The sequence below is a fragment of the Paenibacillus sp. PDC88 genome, from assembly GCF_900106725.1.
In the GTDB taxonomy this organism is placed as follows: domain Bacteria; phylum Bacillota; class Bacilli; order Paenibacillales; family Paenibacillaceae; genus Paenibacillus; species Paenibacillus shunpengii.
In genome coordinates this window covers 368,685-386,999 of the sequence record NZ_FNNT01000005.1, presented here as the reverse complement: position 1 = coordinate 386,999, position 18,315 = coordinate 368,685, and the positions used below count along the sequence as shown (strand labels likewise).

At 47.9% G+C, this 18,315-nt stretch carries 16 protein-coding genes; 6 read left to right on the top strand and 10 right to left on the bottom strand.

What is annotated here, in order from left to right:
- Nucleotides 1-131 precede the first annotated feature (131 nt).
- Nucleotides 132-3,173 carry a beta-galactosidase, LacZ type gene (locus BLW49_RS17615; protein WP_090725848.1) on the top strand — a complete coding sequence of 1,014 codons (3,042 nt, stop codon included), beginning with the start codon at nt 132-134 and terminating at the stop codon, nt 3,171-3,173.
- Nucleotides 3,174-3,225: 52 nt separating this feature from the next.
- Here the strand turns inward: BLW49_RS17615 and BLW49_RS17610 are convergent, their stop codons facing one another.
- The 3 genes from BLW49_RS17610 to BLW49_RS17600 all read right to left on the bottom strand — a co-directional run bounded on the left by BLW49_RS17610 (nt 3,226) and on the right by BLW49_RS17600 (nt 5,311).
- Nucleotides 3,226-4,119 carry a helix-turn-helix domain-containing protein gene (locus tag BLW49_RS17610; RefSeq protein WP_090725847.1) on the bottom strand — a complete coding sequence of 298 codons (894 nt, stop codon included), beginning with the start codon at nt 4,117-4,119 and terminating at the stop codon, nt 3,226-3,228.
- A 122-nt stretch (nt 4,120-4,241) separates the two neighbouring features.
- Nucleotides 4,242-4,862, bottom strand: coding sequence for a hypothetical protein (locus BLW49_RS17605; RefSeq protein WP_090725845.1), 621 nt, complete (start codon nt 4,860-4,862; stop codon nt 4,242-4,244).
- Nucleotides 4,826-5,311, bottom strand: a complete 486-nt coding sequence (locus BLW49_RS17600; RefSeq protein WP_090725843.1) for a DUF4362 domain-containing protein — start codon at nt 5,309-5,311, stop codon at nt 4,826-4,828. The genes BLW49_RS17605 and BLW49_RS17600 overlap by 37 nt, the downstream gene beginning before the upstream one ends.
- A gap of 254 nt (nt 5,312-5,565) precedes the next feature.
- Between BLW49_RS17600 and BLW49_RS29500 the strand changes: the two genes are divergently transcribed.
- Both BLW49_RS29500 and BLW49_RS17595 read left to right on the top strand, forming a co-directional pair.
- Nucleotides 5,566-5,646, top strand: a complete 81-nt coding sequence (locus tag BLW49_RS29500; protein WP_305954055.1) for a putative holin-like toxin — start codon at nt 5,566-5,568, stop codon at nt 5,644-5,646.
- A 226-nt stretch (nt 5,647-5,872) separates the two neighbouring features.
- Nucleotides 5,873-7,849 (top strand): heparinase II/III family protein, encoded by a 1,977-nt coding sequence (locus tag BLW49_RS17595; RefSeq protein WP_090725841.1) that lies wholly within the window; start codon nt 5,873-5,875, stop codon nt 7,847-7,849.
- Between the two features lie 339 nt (nt 7,850-8,188).
- Here the strand turns inward: BLW49_RS17595 and BLW49_RS17590 are convergent, their stop codons facing one another.
- Complete coding sequence (locus BLW49_RS17590) at nt 8,189-8,782, bottom strand: class I SAM-dependent methyltransferase (RefSeq protein WP_090725840.1); 594 nt, start codon at nt 8,780-8,782, stop codon at nt 8,189-8,191.
- A gap of 223 nt (nt 8,783-9,005) precedes the next feature.
- Here BLW49_RS17590 and BLW49_RS17585 point away from each other — a divergent pair, with 223 nt between their 5' ends.
- Nucleotides 9,006-11,378 carry an Ig-like domain-containing protein gene (locus BLW49_RS17585; RefSeq protein ID WP_090725838.1) on the top strand — a complete coding sequence of 791 codons (2,373 nt, stop codon included), beginning with the start codon at nt 9,006-9,008 and terminating at the stop codon, nt 11,376-11,378.
- Between the two features lie 107 nt (nt 11,379-11,485).
- Here BLW49_RS17585 and BLW49_RS17580 read toward each other — a convergent pair whose 3' ends face one another.
- Genes BLW49_RS17580 through BLW49_RS17570 form a run of 3 tightly spaced genes read right to left on the bottom strand, consistent with a single transcriptional unit; the run spans nt 11,486 to nt 13,096 of the window.
- On the bottom strand, nt 11,486-12,037 hold the full coding sequence (locus BLW49_RS17580) for a chromate efflux transporter ChrA (RefSeq protein WP_047912475.1): 552 nt from the start codon (nt 12,035-12,037) through the stop codon (nt 11,486-11,488).
- Nucleotides 12,038-12,040: 3 nt separating this feature from the next.
- Nucleotides 12,041-12,628 carry a chromate efflux transporter ChrB gene (locus BLW49_RS17575; protein ID WP_076314899.1) on the bottom strand — a complete coding sequence of 196 codons (588 nt, stop codon included), beginning with the start codon at nt 12,626-12,628 and terminating at the stop codon, nt 12,041-12,043.
- Nucleotides 12,629-12,643: 15 nt separating this feature from the next.
- A complete protein-coding gene (locus tag BLW49_RS17570) occupies nt 12,644-13,096 on the bottom strand; it encodes a chromate efflux transcriptional regulator ChrS (protein WP_076314962.1) in 453 nt (150 codons plus the stop codon).
- A gap of 406 nt (nt 13,097-13,502) precedes the next feature.
- On the opposite strand from BLW49_RS17570, the gene BLW49_RS17565 reads away from it, so the two are divergent.
- Nucleotides 13,503-14,735, top strand: coding sequence for an MFS transporter (locus tag BLW49_RS17565; protein ID WP_177178780.1), 1,233 nt, complete (start codon nt 13,503-13,505; stop codon nt 14,733-14,735).
- A 193-nt stretch (nt 14,736-14,928) separates the two neighbouring features.
- Here the strand turns inward: BLW49_RS17565 and BLW49_RS17560 are convergent, their stop codons facing one another.
- The 3 genes from BLW49_RS17560 to BLW49_RS17550 form a co-directional block, all read right to left on the bottom strand.
- Entirely contained in the window at nt 14,929-16,041 is a 1,113-nt protein-coding gene (locus BLW49_RS17560; RefSeq protein WP_076314897.1) for a PAS domain-containing sensor histidine kinase, read from the bottom strand.
- Entirely contained in the window at nt 16,034-16,687 is a 654-nt protein-coding gene (locus BLW49_RS17555; protein WP_076314896.1) for a response regulator, read from the bottom strand. The genes BLW49_RS17560 and BLW49_RS17555 overlap by 8 nt, the downstream gene beginning before the upstream one ends.
- Nucleotides 16,688-16,805: 118 nt before the next feature.
- Nucleotides 16,806-17,258 (bottom strand): GAF domain-containing protein, encoded by a 453-nt coding sequence (locus BLW49_RS17550; protein ID WP_090725836.1) that lies wholly within the window; start codon nt 17,256-17,258, stop codon nt 16,806-16,808.
- 250 nt (nt 17,259-17,508) lie between these two features.
- Here BLW49_RS17550 and BLW49_RS17545 point away from each other — a divergent pair, with 250 nt between their 5' ends.
- Nucleotides 17,509-18,255: a Crp/Fnr family transcriptional regulator gene (locus BLW49_RS17545; RefSeq protein WP_177178772.1), complete on the top strand. Its 747-nt coding sequence runs from the start codon at nt 17,509-17,511 to the stop codon at nt 18,253-18,255.
- The last annotated feature ends 60 nt before the right edge of the window (nt 18,256-18,315 follow it).

Here is an 18,315-nt window from a genome sequence, read left to right as displayed (position 1 = left end):
TTATTAAATGAGGATTATCATATATCCCTTATGCAAGGATGAAACGGAAGAAGGACTGTCTGCATACTCGAAGAGTACAATCTTGGAATATCAGCAGTCCTCTTCATTTTATGACAGGAGGAATCATACGAATGACGCATCAACAGAAACCGAGCCTTGCCTGGCTGTCTGACGTAAACGTATTTTCGGTGAATCGGGTGCCGACTCACTCCGATCACTATTATTATGAAACGCTGGAGGAAGCGAAGCAGCGCTTGGAGATGCCGCTCCGCCATAGCCTGAACGGCAGCTGGAAATTTAGCTATGCTGTCAATCCGGCACAGCGACAGGCTGATTTTTACAAGACCGAAGTCTCTGTAAGAGGCTGGGATGCTATTGAGGTGCCAGGACATATCCAGCTGCAGGGATACGGGAAGCCCCAATATGTCAATACGATGTATCCGTGGGATGGACATGAGCATCTTCGTCCGCCGATGATCTCGGAGGAGCATAATCCGGTGGGAAGCTATGTGAAATATTTTGAAGTGCCTAAGGAGTGGGGAAAGCGCCCGGTATTTATCTCTTTTCAAGGGGTTGAATCCGCTTTCTATGTATGGCTGAACGGTGAATTTGTCGGTTACAGTGAAGACAGCTTCACTCCAAGTGAATTTGATCTGACGCCTTATCTTACGGACGGAGAGAACAAGCTCGCGGTTGAAGTGTATCAGCGCAGTACAGGCAGCTGGCTGGAGGATCAGGACTTCTGGCGCTTCTCGGGTATTTTCCGGGATGTCTACTTGTACGCTGTACCTGAGGTTCATGTTCAGGACCTGTTTGTTCATACGGATCTGGATGAGCGTTATGAGCAGGGAACGCTAACCGTCGATGTGAAGCTAAGCGGAGCTCCCGCATCCAAGGTAGCCGTAGAGCTGAAGAATGAAGCAGGTCAGGTTACGGCTCTCGGCGATGTGAGCTCACCGGGGCAATCCTTAAGCCTGACGCTGAATGCAGGCGTGGTTGAGCTATGGAGTGCAGAGGCACCGAATCTCTATACGATGTACATCTCGGTCTATGATGCGACAGGTGAGCTGGTGGAAGTTGTACCTCAGCGTGTTGGCTTCCGCAAGTTCGAGATGAAGGATAAAGTGATGCATCTGAATGGCAAACGTATTGTATTCAAGGGCGTAAACCGTCACGAATTCAATCCGCACAGAGGACGCAGCATTACGAAGGAAGATATGCTCTGGGACATTAAGACGCTGAAGCAGGGGAATATGAACGCCGTCCGTACTTCTCATTATCCGAATGCGTCGCTATGGTACGAGCTGTGTGATGAATATGGTGTGTACGTTATTGATGAAATGAATCTGGAGACGCATGGCTCGTGGCAGAAGATGGGTGCAGTTGAGCCGTCCTGGAACGTTCCGGGCAATCTTCCGGAGTGGCAGGATATCGTTATGGATCGGGCCGTGTCGATGGTAGAGCGGGACAAGAATCATCCGTCCATCCTGATCTGGTCGTGCGGCAACGAATCTTATGCAGGTGAAGTTATCGTTAACGTCTCGAATTATTTCCGCGACCGCGATCCTTCACGTCTCGTTCATTACGAGGGTGTATTCCACAATCGGGATTATGATGCAGCGAGTGATATGGAGAGCCGGATGTATGCGAAAGTGGCGGATATCGAAGAGTACTTGAATGCAGATCCGCAGAAGCCGTATATCAGCTGTGAATATATGCATGCGATGGGGAACTCCGTTGGCGGCATTGTAAAATACACCGAGCTGGAAGAGAAGTACCCAATGTACCAAGGCGGATTCATCTGGGATTACATGGATCAGGTGATTGTGAAGAAAGACCGCTACGGCAAGGAATTCATGGCCTACGGCGGTGACTTCGATGACCGTTCAACCGACTATAACTTCTCGGGTAACGGGATCGTCTATGCGGATCGCAGATGGTCGCCGAAGATGCAGGAAGTGAAGTTCGTGTATCAGAACGTGAAGCTGCTGCCGGACGCGAAGGGTGTAACGGTGAAGAATGAGAATCTGTTCGTGAATACAGATCAGTTTGACCTCGTATGCAGCTTGAAGCGGGAAGGTGTAGAGCTGTTCCGCAGTGAAGAGAGCGTATCTGTTGCTCCTGGCGAAGAGCAGTATGTAAGTCTTGATCTGCCAGAGCAAACGGAAGCAGGGGTATACACGGTAGATGTATCGCTTGTACTGAGAGAAGAAGAGCTGTGGGCCGAAGCAGGCTTTGAGGTGGCCTTTGGACAGCATATCTTCCAAGTAGAAGAAGCAGCCGAAGCAGCCACAGCGCCTGCAGCATGCAGTGAATTCCGTGTAGTTGAAGGTGACGTGAACATTGGTGTGCATGGCCGAAGCTTCTCGATCATGTTCTCGAAGCAAGCAGGTACGCTGATCTCTGTGAATTATGGAGGACGCGAGATGATCTCCGCACCGCCAGCGCCGCTCTTCTGGAGAGCGATGACAGATAATGACAAGGGAGCAGGTCTCCACTTCGAATCTTCTGCCTGGTATGCAGCCAGCCTCTCCCGCAGATGTGTGAAGTGGGAGCTGAGCGAGGAAGCGAATCAGGCGACTGTAGCGTATACGTATAGACTCAGTGTATCGGATGAAGTCAGCGTCAAGGTTGCCTACACCGTATTTGCAGATGGCAGTATCAAAGTGAAGTCGGATTATAAAGGGGCAGCTGGCCTGCCTAAATTCCCGATCTTTGCATTGTCCTTCAAGGTGCCGGCTGATTATGCGAATCTGGACTATTATGCTCAGGGACCAGAGGAGAATTACATTGACCGTGCCTATGGAGCGAGACTTGGCCGCTTCCAGAACAGAGCGGAGGACAACGTAGCGGCTTATTTGGTACCGCAGGAGTCTGGTAACCGCACGGGTGTAAGACGTGTTGCGATTACGAATGAGCTCGGACAAGGGATCGAGATCACAGCTCCGAATACGCAGCCGGTGGAAGCCAACATTTCGCCGTTCACTGCATTCGAGCTGGAGAATGCGACGCATCATTACGAGCTGCCGAATGTGCATCATACGGTCGTGACTATTGCTGGACGCCAGATGGGTGTCGGCGGGGATGACAGCTGGGGTGCGCCAGTGCTGGATGAGTATCTGATCGATCCTGCGCAGGATCTGTCCTTTGAATTTACGATTCGAAAAAGATAGATAAGAAATAAACGCAAGAAGGAGCCCTCCACCTCAGGAGGGCTCCTATTTTTTACTCCTCAAAAGAAAGATTAGTCGGTTCGTCACTCATTGCGTAGTCAAGCTTTAAACTCGTGGTTGGCACACTGAGATCGACTTCCTCAAATTGAAAACCGTCGACCCATACTTTCCCTTCACCCATAAGCAGGACTCCGAACGAGATGGTGCCGCTCTCCTCAGGGACATCGAGTACGATCGCATAATGATTCCAGTGTGTATCTCCCGTAATGCGGCGGTCATTCATATTGTCGAATTGGAGCACATCCTCTGAGTGGCTGTCTACACGCATCCACAGCCCGCAGTATTCTTTTACATTTTCGGTTTTGACAAATCCGGAGAAGCGCATTCTTTTCCCTGTGTATTTGTCTGCCTTGAATTGCTGCATCATCGTAGCGAAGGCGCCGTCATCCATGGGAGTCCGGGCTTTTAGATAACCAGAGGTGCTTCCTTGGTGTACCGTATTCCGGTCGATGCCCATTTCATAGTCCTGGGGGTGACTCCCGCTAATAAACCAGCCCTTAATCGGTGAAGCGATCTGTTCCTTCATTGGATTCTCTCCTTGTTCACGGTTATAGGTGTGAAGCATAAATAATTTGCGATAACGGCCAGGCGGCATACCGTAGAGCTTCTTAAAAGCCCTTGTAAATGACTCCTGGCTCTCAAAATGACAGTGCAATGAAATATCGATAATGGAGGCATCGGAGTATAGCAGCAGCTGGGCTGCGTAACACAGCCGTCTTCTTCGTAAATAATCGGCTACGTTCATCCCAACCTGTCTCCGAAACATACGGTGAAAGTGATAGGGGGAGAAGCCAACATGAGAAGCGATGCTCTCAAGTGACAGTGGATCCTCCAAATGTGCTTCCATATAGTCGATGCTTTGTTGAATGGTGTGCTGGGTACTCAAGGTCAGGCCCTCCTTTGTCTATAAGGATAGCAAAACAAAAGGAGCACTTTTGATTTTTTTGCCAACTTGAATAACCTCCCCGAGTACTGCGATCAGGAAGGCTGGTTTGTTAGATTAAGGCTTTACAGGGAATTAAGCGGCTTTAGGTGAAATGAATTGCTGATCATGGCAAGATTCCTCTTGTTTTCACGTTCTTCTGGATCGTAAATTGTAACTTTCTTAATTAGTCTGTAAGTGAGATTGTACTCTTCAGAGTGATTCGCAATGATATAGGTCACCCTTTCTCCGCGCAAGTATTCACTCTTTTCAGTGCTTAGAGACAGTTGTTCCGCTTGTTGCGGCTCAGACGCCTTATGCATGGATACCTTCCCCAAAGTTATGTTTGATTCGTAGTAGGTATCGATCAGGCCAGTGATTTTTTCAGCTAATCGTGTCAGATCCTGATGTGTCTTATCACATCCATTCCATTCGTGATGATAAGTTTCATCCCTGAATTTTACGATAAGGCTGTAGCTCTCAAATGGTGTCTTGGTGCAAGTTGTAGTTCCCTCGCTGCTCGCGGAAAATGCCCCATGCTTGACCATTTCTTTATAGATTTGCGTTCGGGTCTTTATATTCAGATGAACATCACTCGCTGTAACAGACTCTCCGTTCTCTAAATTGGCTGTAATCTGCTTCTTCTCTGTATCGATCACATTTCCTTGATTCAGGCCATATTCCAGCCGAAAGTCCAGTGATTCCAAATGCCCAGCTGGTAATCAAGCTGGATGATGGGTTCACTTAAATTTCCGTTATCACACAGCGAGAGGGAATAGACTAAGGATTCGTCTGTATCTGTTTTTTGCAGGGCATTACAGCTGAATGTACTGATTTCGTTTGAACCGTAGGCATCCTGGGTTGGATCATAGACCACCTGAATTGTACCGTCCTCCTTGTGTGTTAGGGTGTGATAAATTGGATCACCTTCAATGGTGTAAGATACAATCTTCTGAGAAGAGCGTTCTTTATTCAGAAATTCTTCAAGGTAATACAGCCCTGTAACTTGTCCGTGCAGGTTGATGACTTCCTGATCGGCAGGTGATTCCTTCGGTGTCTGAATCTCAGGCTGAGGTGGTTCCAGCTCTGCATTCGTAGTACAGCCGGATACGGTAAGCATCAGCAGTACAAAGAGCGGTAGTGCTTGTTTTCTCAAATTGAAGACCCCATTTCATTGAATTGCTTATCAGGATACTTAAAATTGGACTCTGTTATATGAAAAAAAGTTCCATAAAATTAAAGAACAGCTGATCCTTATGGTGGATGAGCTGTTCTTTGAGTAGTTTACGGTAGATGATCTGATTTATGTATAAATCTGGATTTTTAATTGTCCTTTTATGCTATAATTTGCTAGTACAGTATACGGCTAGAAGGGCGGTCGGCTAGTCTCCCAGAAGGGAGGTGATGCCCGTGGAGGTTAAAGATGCACTTTCCTTAATGTTCATGTTCGGTATGTTCATTTTGGCGCTTCTTTCCTACATGAAAAAATAGACCGCCCTCGGCAGGGTAACGGTCTATTCTCGACCTAACTGTGTGGCCGACTGCTCTTTATGCAGTTATTGTACAGTGGAGTCGTGTTCCAGCACGGCTCCTTACTTATTCTTACCACAGTATAACTCATTTTATAACCCTTTTGTAGGTCTTAATTCATTGACGATATCAATTAAAAAATGTAAACGAATACATACTATCCTATGCAAAGGTGGTAAGGATCGATATGAAGAATGTTGAACTGACAGGCGACAGGCCTCCATACTTGAACGTTGACAGCAGCCAGATCAGAGAGGCTTTGGTCCACAGCAGCAAACAGCCGGCCTCCCTGCTAGGGACAGCAGATTGGAAGGCACAGCTGCAGGAGACGACAGATAGGCCTGAATTCAGTCTGTACTGGCAGCAGATTGCCGAAACGGCACGGGTCGCCATGCAGGAGCCGCTGCCTCCGCTCACCTATTCTAACTTCCGCCAGTTTGCAGAGACAGGCGCGCGTAAAGGCTATGAGGACGTATACTTTGAACGCAGAGCAAGGCTTGCGGCTCTAGGAATTCAGGCAGCTGTAGCAGCGAACAGCGATGAAGAGCGGGCATATCTAGCTGCTCTGGAGGATGCTCTCTGGGATGTCTGCGGAGAGTACACCTGGTGCTTGACTGCCCACCTTCCGGCAGAGAGCGATCCGGTGTCAGAGGTGGATCTGTTTGCTGCCGAGACGGCGGAGACACTCGCTGAGCTGTTATATATGTATGAAGATGTATTGGATCGCCGGATAGCAGAGCGCATCAGAAGAGAAGTACGGCAGCGGGTACTTGAACCGGTGTTCATACAGAATAAGCCCTTCTTCTGGAGGCGGGCCGATCACAACTGGTCGGCTGTATGTGCAGGAGGGAGCGGGATGGCTGCACTCTTACTCATGGATGATGCAGACGAGCTTGCAGCTGCCATTGAGCAGGTCTGTGCATCGCTTGAATCCTTTCTTAGCGGCTATGGAGCAGATGGGGGATGTGCGGAGGGACTGGGATATTGGGTGTACGGCTTTGGGTACTACACTTATTTTTCGGAAATGCTGAGAGAGCGGACGAATGGCGGGCTGGATTTGCTGGCATCAGCCCACCCCCGCAATATAGCCGGTTTCCCAGAGCGAATTCACCTGTCTCAAGGTGTGTATGTCAATTTCTCCGATAGTGGTGAGAAGGAGGTGCTCCCCACAGGTCTGCTTCATCGTCTAATGGAGCGGACTGGATCGCGAGTCGTTCCTTATGACGCTGTACCGGGATTGCTAAGTGATCCCGTGAGGCGATGGGCGCATGTGCTGCGAAATGGACTGTGGACAGCTGGAGAAGAGGCTCAGGTCGTGGAACTCTCGATGAAGGTGGAGGAGCATAATTCCTCTCATTCGAATGTCAGTGTATTCAACGAACTCGGATGGTGGATCTGCCGCGCTGAGCGATCGGGAGCGAATCAGAATGAGCATGAGCATAAGCATAAGCATGAGCATGAGAAGAGACCTCTAGCCTATGGATTTGCCATCAAAGGCGGGCATAACGGAGAGCCGCATAATCATAATGATCTGGGTCAATTTATAATGCATGGAGGCGGAGAGAATATCCTGTGTGACCTTGGTGCAGGGATGTATACTCAGGCATACTTTCAAGCAGGAAGAGAGCAGATCATTAACATATCGTCCGGCGGGCACAATGTTCCTGTCATTAACAGGGTTATGCAAGGAAGCGGTAATGAATATCGCGCCAGAACCATCATGCAGAGAACGAATGAGCTCGGGCTTGAGGTAGAGCTGGATTTGACAGAGGCCTATCCCGATGCAGGGCTTGCTCGCTATACCCGTTATGCACAGTGGATTTGTCCTCCTGCCGAGGACACGGTCACGATAGAGCTGACAGATCGGTTCATCTGGAGTGGCGAGGAGAAGCATTTTGAGGAGCGGCTGATCAGCCGCTTTAAGCCGGTAATTGTGGAAAAAGGAACAGTGTATTGGTATGGGACGCGGGCCGTGCTTCAGTTAAGCTATGATCCGGAGCTGCTGGAGGTGTCCATGTACTCTACTGATCATGTGGATCATGATGGACATCCGTTTACTTTTTATACGACCTGCCTTGCACATAGGAATGCTCCATCTGCAGAGCTTGAAACACATTGCAGGCTAGAGTTTGAAATGCGGGCAGGAGAGCATGACCTCCAATAAATAATGAAGAACTGCATAATTAAATAAAATCAAAAAAGGCTGCAGAGAAACCTATGCTCTCGCAGCCTTTTTCAGCGGCCAATGATCTTGTGTACTATTGAATCGTATCCTGTGGAACAATTCCGCTGTTGAAATAAATGGACAGCACCACGATGCTGATGATGACAGCGGCGCCCACGGTCCAGAACACTAACTTTTGTAGCATAATAAACTCCTTTTACCTATTCATTTGCGTGCGATGGATGAAGATCCTTAATTAATAATGGCATCATTAGCTATTATACACATCAAATGTTAGTAAAAAGAGACAAAATTATAATTTTTTCAAAACAAAAGTGCTCAAGCCTTTCGCAGCAGCAAAAAATCAGCAGAGGATAAGTCCGGATAACGCTGTGGAATGATCTCCTCTACCTTGTACTCCGGGAATGCCGCCAAGTAATCAAATATGTTTCGATCCTGAATGGTTTCTACTCCCGAGGCAGAATGGGCATTCGTTATTCGCGTATAGATGATCACCCAATCGGCCGATACGCTGAGCAGATCTCGAAGCGTGCTGATGTAGTCCTCTTCGTTGGTAATGTGATACAGCACATCCAGACATACAGCAAGGTCGGCTTCTATAAACCCCTGATTGAGAAACGAGCCTGGGTTGTATAACATGAAGCTCTTGGAAGGATCGGAAGCGAATCGTTTCGCGCACATCTGAATGGAAGAGGCGGATACGTCCAGCCCGAGATACTTTTTATAGTCCATGTAGCTCAGTTGATTGCCGTCTCCACAGCCGAATTCAATAACGCGCATAAGCTTATGCAATGCAATGATTCGATTAATGACCTCTGCCTTGAATTCAGCCAGCATCCCGTACGAGCCAGCTCCGGAGTTGCCCCCGTTCTTGTAAGTGTTCTCCCAATATCCTATATAGTCAAATGACATATGTACTTCCCTCCTCTCCTGTAACGTATGCGACATCCTGCCCCAGGTATGCTTTGTATTGTCGTATTCCATGCTCCAGCCGTCTGCACCTCGCGGCACACTCTTCACATAGGGAGATTGAAGTGAATTCATTACATAAAAAAGACTTATAAAACTAATTAATTGCTCACCCCTGACCGACATAAGAGAAGACAATACTTTTATTCATATTTGGGGGGAAATCATGTTAAAGCATAGCTATGCAAAAGTGTTCACGGTATTTATGGCACTGCTCCTGATTCTATCAACGACAGGACTGACTTCCATGAAGAGCGTCTCTGCTGCAGATGCTGAACTAAGCAAACTTGTGCTATCGACGAACACAGTGAATCTGGAAATGGAAGATTCGATTACGCTTACGGCGACAGCCGTATACAGTGATGGTAAGTCGAGCAATGTAACGGTGAATACAGATTGGACAAGTGAAGACAGTACAGTCGCTTCGGTATATAACGGAACGATCACAGCCAAGGGAGAGGGAACAGCGACAATTGTCGCTGCTTATGAAGGAGAATCCCAGGCAGTTGAAGTCAAAGTAACGAAGAAAGTAAAGGCATTGACAAAGGATAAACAAAGTCTGGATCTTCGCATCGGGGACACAGAGGAGATAGAGCTTACAGCCATCTATAGTGACAACACTACGGAAGCGGTGTCGAATAAGGCGGAATGGTCGTCCTCGGATGGCAAAGTAGCTACAGTCATTAACGGAAGCATAAGAGGCTTATCTGCGGGTACGGCAACAATTACAGCCAAGCTGGGCAAGCAAAGTGTGTCGCTTGATGTGAATGTAGAAGTTGTAAGACGCATTGAAGTTAAAGATTACGCTAAGTTATCCCTGCTTCTAACAGAAGAGCAGACAGTGGAGCTGATTGCTACCTATCCGGACGGATCAACCAAGGATGTAACCACAGAGGCCGTATGGTCCTCCAGCAACGAGAAGGTAGCAGATGCTTATCAGGGCAAAGTGGTTGCTTACAAGGCTGGAACAGCGACGATTACAGCGGAGTATGGAACCAAGACAACAACGCTGGAAGTAGATGTCGATAAGACACGTAAGCTGACCGTGAACAAGCCGAGTCTGTTTATGAAGATTGGAGATACAGACAATCTGAGCCTGACGGCAGTATATCCAGACGACAAGGAAACGGTTGTTACCAATCATGCGACATGGACATCCAGTAATGAAAAAGTAGTTGATGTCATTAATGGCAAAGTATATGCCAATGCTTCTGGCTCAGCTACAATTACAGCCAAGTACGGAGATCGCAGCATCGAAATTCCGGTAGACGTTGAAGTGGCAAGATATCTGGATATCATGGAAGAAGAACTGGGGATGACGGTAGGCGGCACGCATGCTTTTAAGCTGAATGCAACTTACCTGGATGGTACAACGGAAGAGGTTACAGGCAAGGCAGACTGGACTTCCAGTGAACCAGATATCGTTTATGTGTCTAAAGGTAACGTACATGCTTATAAATCAGGAAAAGCAACGATCAAGGCCTCTTATGGCGGCAAAACCGTCCAAGTTGCAATCAGTGTCGATATCCCGACCAAGGTAGAGCTTCAAAATAAGAAAGGCGCGTTACCTGAAGCGGGTACACTGCAGGCGAACTTGATCGCCACTTATGCGCTCGATGGAGATAACCGTGAGGTTGTCATCAATGAGGAAGCAGAGTGGAGCTCCAGTAATGAGAAGGTCGCTGGGGTTTCGTCGGAGGGGCTGATTACAGGCGTTGCAACAGGTAAGGCAAACATTACGGCAAAGTATGACGGTAAGTCGTACACGATGTCTGTAGAAGTAGGCCTGGCAAGCGGCTTGTCCGCCGATGTACCTGTTGTTGCTCTATTGTCCAAAGAAACTTATCAAATCAAGCTGACGGCGTCTGATCAGTATGGAAATGAACAGGATGTAAGTAATGATGCAATATGGAAATCAAGCATCGCTCGCGTTGCCGATGTGAAGAAAGGACTCGTTACGGCATACAGCAAAGGCAAGTCCACGATTACGGCAGAGTACGGCGAGCAGAAGATTACGGTATCGGTAGAAGTGGATGATATCGATCGGATTGAGGCTTCGGTGGAATCTCTGTCCATGAAGTCAGGAGACAAAGCGGAGATTACGCTCACGGTATTCCTGAGCGATGGTTCCTCCCGCGATGTCACTGACATTGCTGAATGGAAGGCAAGCAGCTACAAAGTAGCGTCGGTCAGCAAGGGAGAAGTAACAGCTGTAGGATATGGCAAGACCAAAATCACAGGCAAATACGGAACCAAATCGGTCAGCATTCCGCTCGATGTCGATACACTCAAGTATTTGCAAACCGATGAGGTTGTGCTGGAGCTGAAAAAAGGCAAATCTGCCAGCGTCATCGCTACAGCTACTTATGCAGATGGTACGGAAGCCAATGTGTCCAAGCCTGCCCTCTGGAAATCCTCCCGCATCACTGTTGCTACGGTGAAGGATGGCGTGGTTAAGGCCACAGGTAAAGGTAAAGCAACAATTACCGTTGATTTTGCTGGAGAGAAGACGAAGGTCAGCGTTATTGTTACAGAGTAGTTTATAGATTCTATAATAAAATGAATTGATTATAAAAAAGAGGCGTTTGCCGGAGTTCTGTCCCATAGGGAGCAGGAGACCGGGGCGCCTCTTTTTTATACCTTACATTATATCGTATGAGATATGACCAGTGCACCATATGCAAAAGACGCCAGAATGACAAGCGCAGGGTGAATCTTGGTCTTGGTCAGTACCCATAGCGCGATCGCAGCTATAGCGAGCGTCTGCCACAAGTTGATGACCTCGACAGAGACGACACCCATCTCCCATGTCAGCAGGATCATCAATACAGCAATTACAGGCTGTACGAGCAGTGTCATGCCTTTCACGACATTCGAGGTACGGTATTTATTCAGGAGACTGAGCAGAAGGATCAGGGCTGCTGCTGAAGGAACGACGGTAGCGAAGGTCGCAATAATAAACCCCGGCCAGCTGGCGACTTGATAGCCGACAAATGCTGCTATTTTCGTCGCTATTGGACCCGGCAGGGCATTCCCGATCGCAAGGACGTCACCGAATTGTTCATTCGTCATCCAGTTATAGTGATTAACGATCTCTTCCTGCATGAGCGGAATGGAGGCAGGTCCTCCGCCGTAACCGAGTACATTCGCGACAAAGAAGCCCCAGAATAGTTCCCACCATGTTTGCAAACGTTCCATCGCTTAAGACACTCCTTTATCGTTCTGTTTATTCCGCTTGTATTTCTGCACCAGATTTAAATGGAGCATGCCATAGCCGAGGAAGAGGATGACGACAATACCCGGGTGAACCTGAAGCAGCTGAAGCAGGACAAACGCGAGCACGCCGAACAATATCGCGAACCCCTTGCCCAGCCCTTTCCAGGCCTTCGTCGCAAATTCGTAAGCCATAATTCCAAGCATGACGACAATTACAGGACGTACGGCGGCAATCATGCCTGCTATGTATTTCGAGTCTTTCAGGGTATACATGACACCGAGTAGAGCGACAATCGCGATGCTTGAAGGCAAAATATGAGCGAGTACAGAGATAATAGCGCCAAGCACGCCCTTCTTCTTGTATCCAAGATACGCTGCCATCTTGGTGGCAATTGGACCGGGAAGTGCATTCGCGAGCGCGAGTGTTTCCCCGAATTCTTCATCTTCCATCCACTTGTATCTGGTCACTGCTTCATAGCGAATGAGCGGAATTACGGACGGGCCGCCTCCATAGCCAAGCACGCCTGTTCTGGCCATCCCAATCGCAAGTTCCTTGTAAGGCTGTAAGTCCATCGTAGGTGTTCCCTCCTATAAGCGCATGCCCATGCGGCTCTTGTAGCGTTTGAGCAGCAGCTGGGATTCGACTTTGACGATCCCGGGCATTTTGTATAATTTCTCAAGCAGAAATTGCTCCATCTCTTCCATATCCGCAAAAATACCATGCATGTGCAGCGTGCTCGGACCTGTCATATGGTACAAGCTTGTTACAGCAGGCTCTTGATCGAGCCGCTCAGCTACTTCATCTAAATACATGGGCTCAATGTCCACATTAAAGAAGGCGGACACGGACAACCCCACCTTGACCGGATTAATGACAACTGTAAAGCGTTCAATAATCTCCTTCTCAGCGAGTGCGTTAATTCGAGCTTGGACGGCTACGCGCGATAGTCCGATCTGCTGCCCTAGATCCGTATAGGAAATCCGGCTGTTCTGATGCAGTGCAATTAATATTTTGCGATCTATCTCATCGAGACTGTGCATATGCGGAATCTCTGTTGAGTTCTTTTTTACATAAAATTCCTCACTCACTTCAAAAAACCACCTTTCTTACATGATGTAAGCTGAAAGCACATTATTTCATTCCAAAACCATCTTTATGTAACTCACATTGCCTATTTAAAAACTTTTCGAAAGATAAGTCAATAATTTTTATTCGAAATGTTCATTTTATATTCCTGTTGCTTTCAAAACGTTGTTGACTACTATGAAAAGGTCATGATATTCTTTCAACATGTTAGTTTAAGTGACACTTGTATCTCGACTTCATTATTATTGTTTGCATTTTTTTAATGATAAGGAGGTTTTAGCTCGAAAATTAGCCCATTTATATATTTTTGTGTCATTAAAATTTACATACTATATTAGGGAGTGATTTGTGATGAAATCCTTGAAGACAAGTAATCCTGTGGTACTTATCATTTTGTTTGCATTAGGCTGGACTTTTATGTACGCAGATCGCAATATTTTATCTCCGGTCATGGGTGTCATTGGGGAGGATTGGGGATTAAATAACACAGAGCTGGGTCTAATGTCGACGGTGTTTTTTATTACTTATGCTGCAATGCAGATTCCTTCGGGCTATTTGGCAGACCGCTTCGGTAGAGTGAAGGTGCTTGTAGCCGGCTACATCCTGTTTGGAATTGGTACCATTCTCAGTGGATTTGCTCCCGGCTTTATTGTATTCCTCGTTATACGCGCAATTACCGGGCTTGGAGAAGGAACCTATTACGGTCCCCAGTACGGTATATCAGCTAATGCGATCCCCAAGAAGTATCGGGGCGTATCCTCGGCACTGATCAACAGCGGCATGGCACTCGGCATCTCCCTTGGCTTTATCGCCTCCAGTTATTTTACCTTCGAGCTCGGCATGAGCTGGCAGTTCACTTTTTATCTATTCGGAGTGCTGACGATTCTCGTGGCCATTGCGATTGCTGTATTCGTCAAAGACGACCGCAGCAAAGAAGTGGTTCAATCGGAAACCGCAGCACCGGCAGAGAAGGGGAATATCCGCGATCTTTTCACTAGAAATCACATTCTAACGTATGTTCTCATCTTCTGCTCACTCTACGGCTTCTTCGGAATGATGACCTGGCTGCCATTCTATCTGCAGGAGTCACGCGGTCTTGAGGGCTCCGAGACGGGTATCATTGCCTCGCTGGTTCCGTGGGCCTCGATTCCGGGAGCGATCTTGTTCGGTTATTTGTCCGATCGGGCGAAGAACAAGAAGCCGCTTATTCTTATCCTCGTATTCTTCGGTGCAATATGCCAATTTGTCATTCCTTATGTTGAAAATTATTCGCTCATGATTGTTGGACTAATCATCTATGGTTTCGTAGGCAAGCTGGCTTTGGATCCGATTCTGATCTCTTTTGTAGCAGATAACACGAAGTCTCATATGTATTCTAAAGCTTACAGCTTCTTTAACTTTGCAGGCATGCTCTCCTCGATCTTTGCGCCGTATATTACAGGCTACTTGTCAGACGTTACAGGGAACATTGAGGTAGGATTCTATCTATCCGGCGTTCTTCTGCTCATCGGAGGGGTGCTGTTCTTGTTCGTCAAAGGGGACGCAGGCGTGAAGAATAAGGTAGCTGCTCCTCAAATTGCGGCAACCAAATAAGTGAGTGTATGGCTCCTAACCAATTAAATCAGATAACAAGCTGACAGAGAGAGGGAAGGTGAGAACAGAAGAGAAGGAGGTCTTAACACATATAAGGACATAAGGATGTATGAGGATGCAAGGTTGTATAAGGATACAAGGATGTATGTGGATGCAGAAAGACATGCTGCGAGCAGCATGTCTTTCATTTGTTCTATTTATTCGGGAAGGACAACGTAATCCTCGTGCCTTCGCCAATACTCGTTTCAATCGATAGGGTTCCGCCCGCGCTTCGTGCGCGCTCCTCCATACTGAACATACCGACGCCGGCTCCAGGGATTTCTCGATTGAAGCCCTCGCCCTGATCAGCAATGACAATCGTCAGCCCATGAGCGCTGTCATTAATACTGACACTGGCTTCGGATGCATCGGCATGCTTCGCCGTATTGGTGAGCGCCTCCTGAATGATCCGATAGACAGCGATTTCCTGATGATGGGGCAGACGACGGTGCAGACTGCATTCGAAGGTAACTTCGATCCCGTAGTAATTACGATAATTCTCAATATAAGAACGGATGGCAGGAACGACACCGAGATCATCGAGCACAGAGGGGCGAAGCTGCCAGGCAAGTCCTCGAACCTCTTCAATAATGGAAGTGACTTGATCCCGCAGAGGCCCGAGGTCATTCGGCCCTTCGCTCTGACTCGAAGCAAGCTGATCAATCTGGATGACGAGGGAGTAGAGGCTCTGCCCGAGACCGTCATGAAGCTCTCGTGAGAAGCGTTTGCGTTCTTCCTCCTGGATGCTGATCACTTTGCTCATCATAGATTGCAGCTCGGCTTCAACCTCCTTGAGCTTGGTAACCTCATTTCGCACAGCGAGGTAATGCTTGGGTCTTCCTTGTTCATTCAAGATCGGGACAATCGTTGTGTTCACCCAGTAAATGCTGCCATCCTTCGCAATGTTCCGTAGCTCGCCATGCCATACTTTACCTTGACCGATGGTCCGCCACATGTCCTTCATAAATTCCTTGCTGTGATATTTTGAGTTGATAATCCGGTGGTCCTGACCGATCAGCTCTCCTCTGGAAAATTTGGACACTTCGCAAAATTTATCGTTGACATACAGAATCGTTCCCCTCTGGTCGGTCAGGGCAACGATTGAAGACTCGTCGAGCGCGAGCTTCAGGTCGCTGAGCTCGCGAAGCGCGCTTTTCAGCTCTGTTTTGACAGTGAGTTCCTCGATATGCCGATCCACTTCGGTCAGTAATGTATCAACTGAATAGCTGCCAAACGGGGTGGTAAAGCTCTGCTGCTGATCAGTCATAAGAGAGCAGTCCCTTCTTCATGGCGAGCTTGACCAGCTCTGGCCGGCTCTTCAAGCCAAGCTTATCCATTAGGTTGCTCTTGTGAGATTCGACCGTCTTCACGCTGATGACGAGATGCTCGGCAATTTCTTTATTGGAGTAGCCCTTGGCAATCCAGGCCATAATTTCTTTTTCCCGCTCAGATAGAGATTCGAACGGTCCGTCTGTATCTCCCCGGCGTAACATTTCAGAGTATTCCTGCATCAGCTTCTTCGTTGCACTGGGATATAGATATGCGCTGCCTTCCGCAACAGAACGAATAGCGGTGATCAGCTCCTCATACGGTGCACTCTTCAAAATATATCCGGATGCGCCTGCCTGAATGGCGCGAAACAAATATTCTTCATCATCATGCATGGTAAGAATAAGGACGTGGACATCGGGCATTTTCTTCTTCAGCTCTGTTGTTGCGGTGAGACCATCCTTACCTGGAGGCATGCTGAAGTCCATGAGCACGACATCAGGCCTCAGCTCCTCTGTCTTGGTAATGGCTTCATCACCGTCTGCAGCATCGCCGATCACTTCGATATCATGTTTGCCGTTCAGCAGTGCGCTGAGTCCGGAACGAACGACGACGTGGTCATCTACAATCACGATCCTAATCAATAGACTCTCCTCCGTTTCCCTGACAGTGTCATCTAACTACCATTCTACTACACACAGGAAAACGCTGCACAGACGAATCCATATCAACATGCTCTTATATACAGAGGTGTGTGAATGATTAGGGAGATACAGGATAAAACGCGTTTACAGATTGAGAAATAACATTGGCTTCATTCTGTGCTCGTTTAATATCGGTGTCGGTGAAAGTGTAGTTAGAACGATGGCCGGTAATGATCAGACCGACAGGTAGTTTGTAATGCAGGATCGGTACGGCGATGATGCTCTTCAGCCGCTCAGCGAGGAGGAGGGGGCAGGTCTGGCGGAGCCCGGACAGGTCCAGACTGGATCCATCAATTATATATTTACGCCCATACTTAAATACATGCTGGGCTATTCCTTGGCTTGGGCGGAAGGCCAGCTTGCTCGTGCGTTCGCTGCGACGGCCTATGCTTGAAATGACCCTAAGCTTGCCCCCAGGCTTTGTGAGAAGCACGATCGCAGTAAAGTCGGAGGTTAAATTTTGATGCAAACGGTTTAAAGCCTCTTCGTCCAATAGGGTTAAGCGGTGCATGGGTCATCACATCCTTTTTTTGTTTTTTTCACATCTATACGAATTAACTTGACTATTCTAATGATGAACGAAGTGGATTCATACATTAATCATTACCGTAAATGTATACGGCGGCAGTGAAAAACTTCACTTAGAGAAATAATGGATGAATTTAGGGGGAATTCACTTCAAAAATCAGGTGTTTCCCTGATCACAGCCCGGTCCCGCACACGGTACAATAGAATCAAAGAGCGAGTGGAGGCGGATGGAGATGACAATCGTACTTAATCAAAGGAGACGTGTGGCGACGGTGAGTGGTATTGGCGGAACGGACATTCAAGGAGAGGCGTTGGTTAAAGAAGCCCTTCTAAGCATCATGCAGCCCAAGACAATCACAGCCGGAGAAATATTGTATTACGAAGGTGACGATGTAGAAGCGATTTATTATGTCAAATCTGGTCGGATCAAGATGACCAAGATGAGCGAGGACGGGAAGCAGATCATATTGTCCTTCATGCATGCCGGCGATCTGCTAGGGGAGTTCGGCGGTGTAGACGGTGAAGTCTACGGGCAAGGGGCGGAAGTGGTTGAGAGCGGCGTGGTCGGGGTCATCATGATGAATGATCTGGAGAAGCTCCTTAGTGAGAACGGAAATATAGCGCTGGAGTTCATTCGGTGGATGGGAACGATGCAGCGGATTACGCAGCTTAAGCTGCGCGATTTGCTAATGAACGGCAAGGCGGGAGCGCTGGCATCGATGCTGGTGAGAGCGAGCAACAGTTATGGTAAAGCGACGCCGGAAGGAATTCTAATTATGAAAAAGCTGAACCATGCCGATCTTGCTGAGATGATTGGGGCGACACGTGAGAATGTGACGAAGACGTTGAGCGGATGGAAGGATCAAGGGATCATTGAAGTGACCCAAGGGAAAATACTCATTCGTGAGCTGAAGGAGCTGCATGAAATTTGCGGCTGCCCTTCGAATCATGTGTGTTCTTCGAAAATTTGCAGACTATAAAATAATCGTTGGATAAATGAAATAGACACCCGCCGCTCTGGAATGGGTGTCTTTGAATTG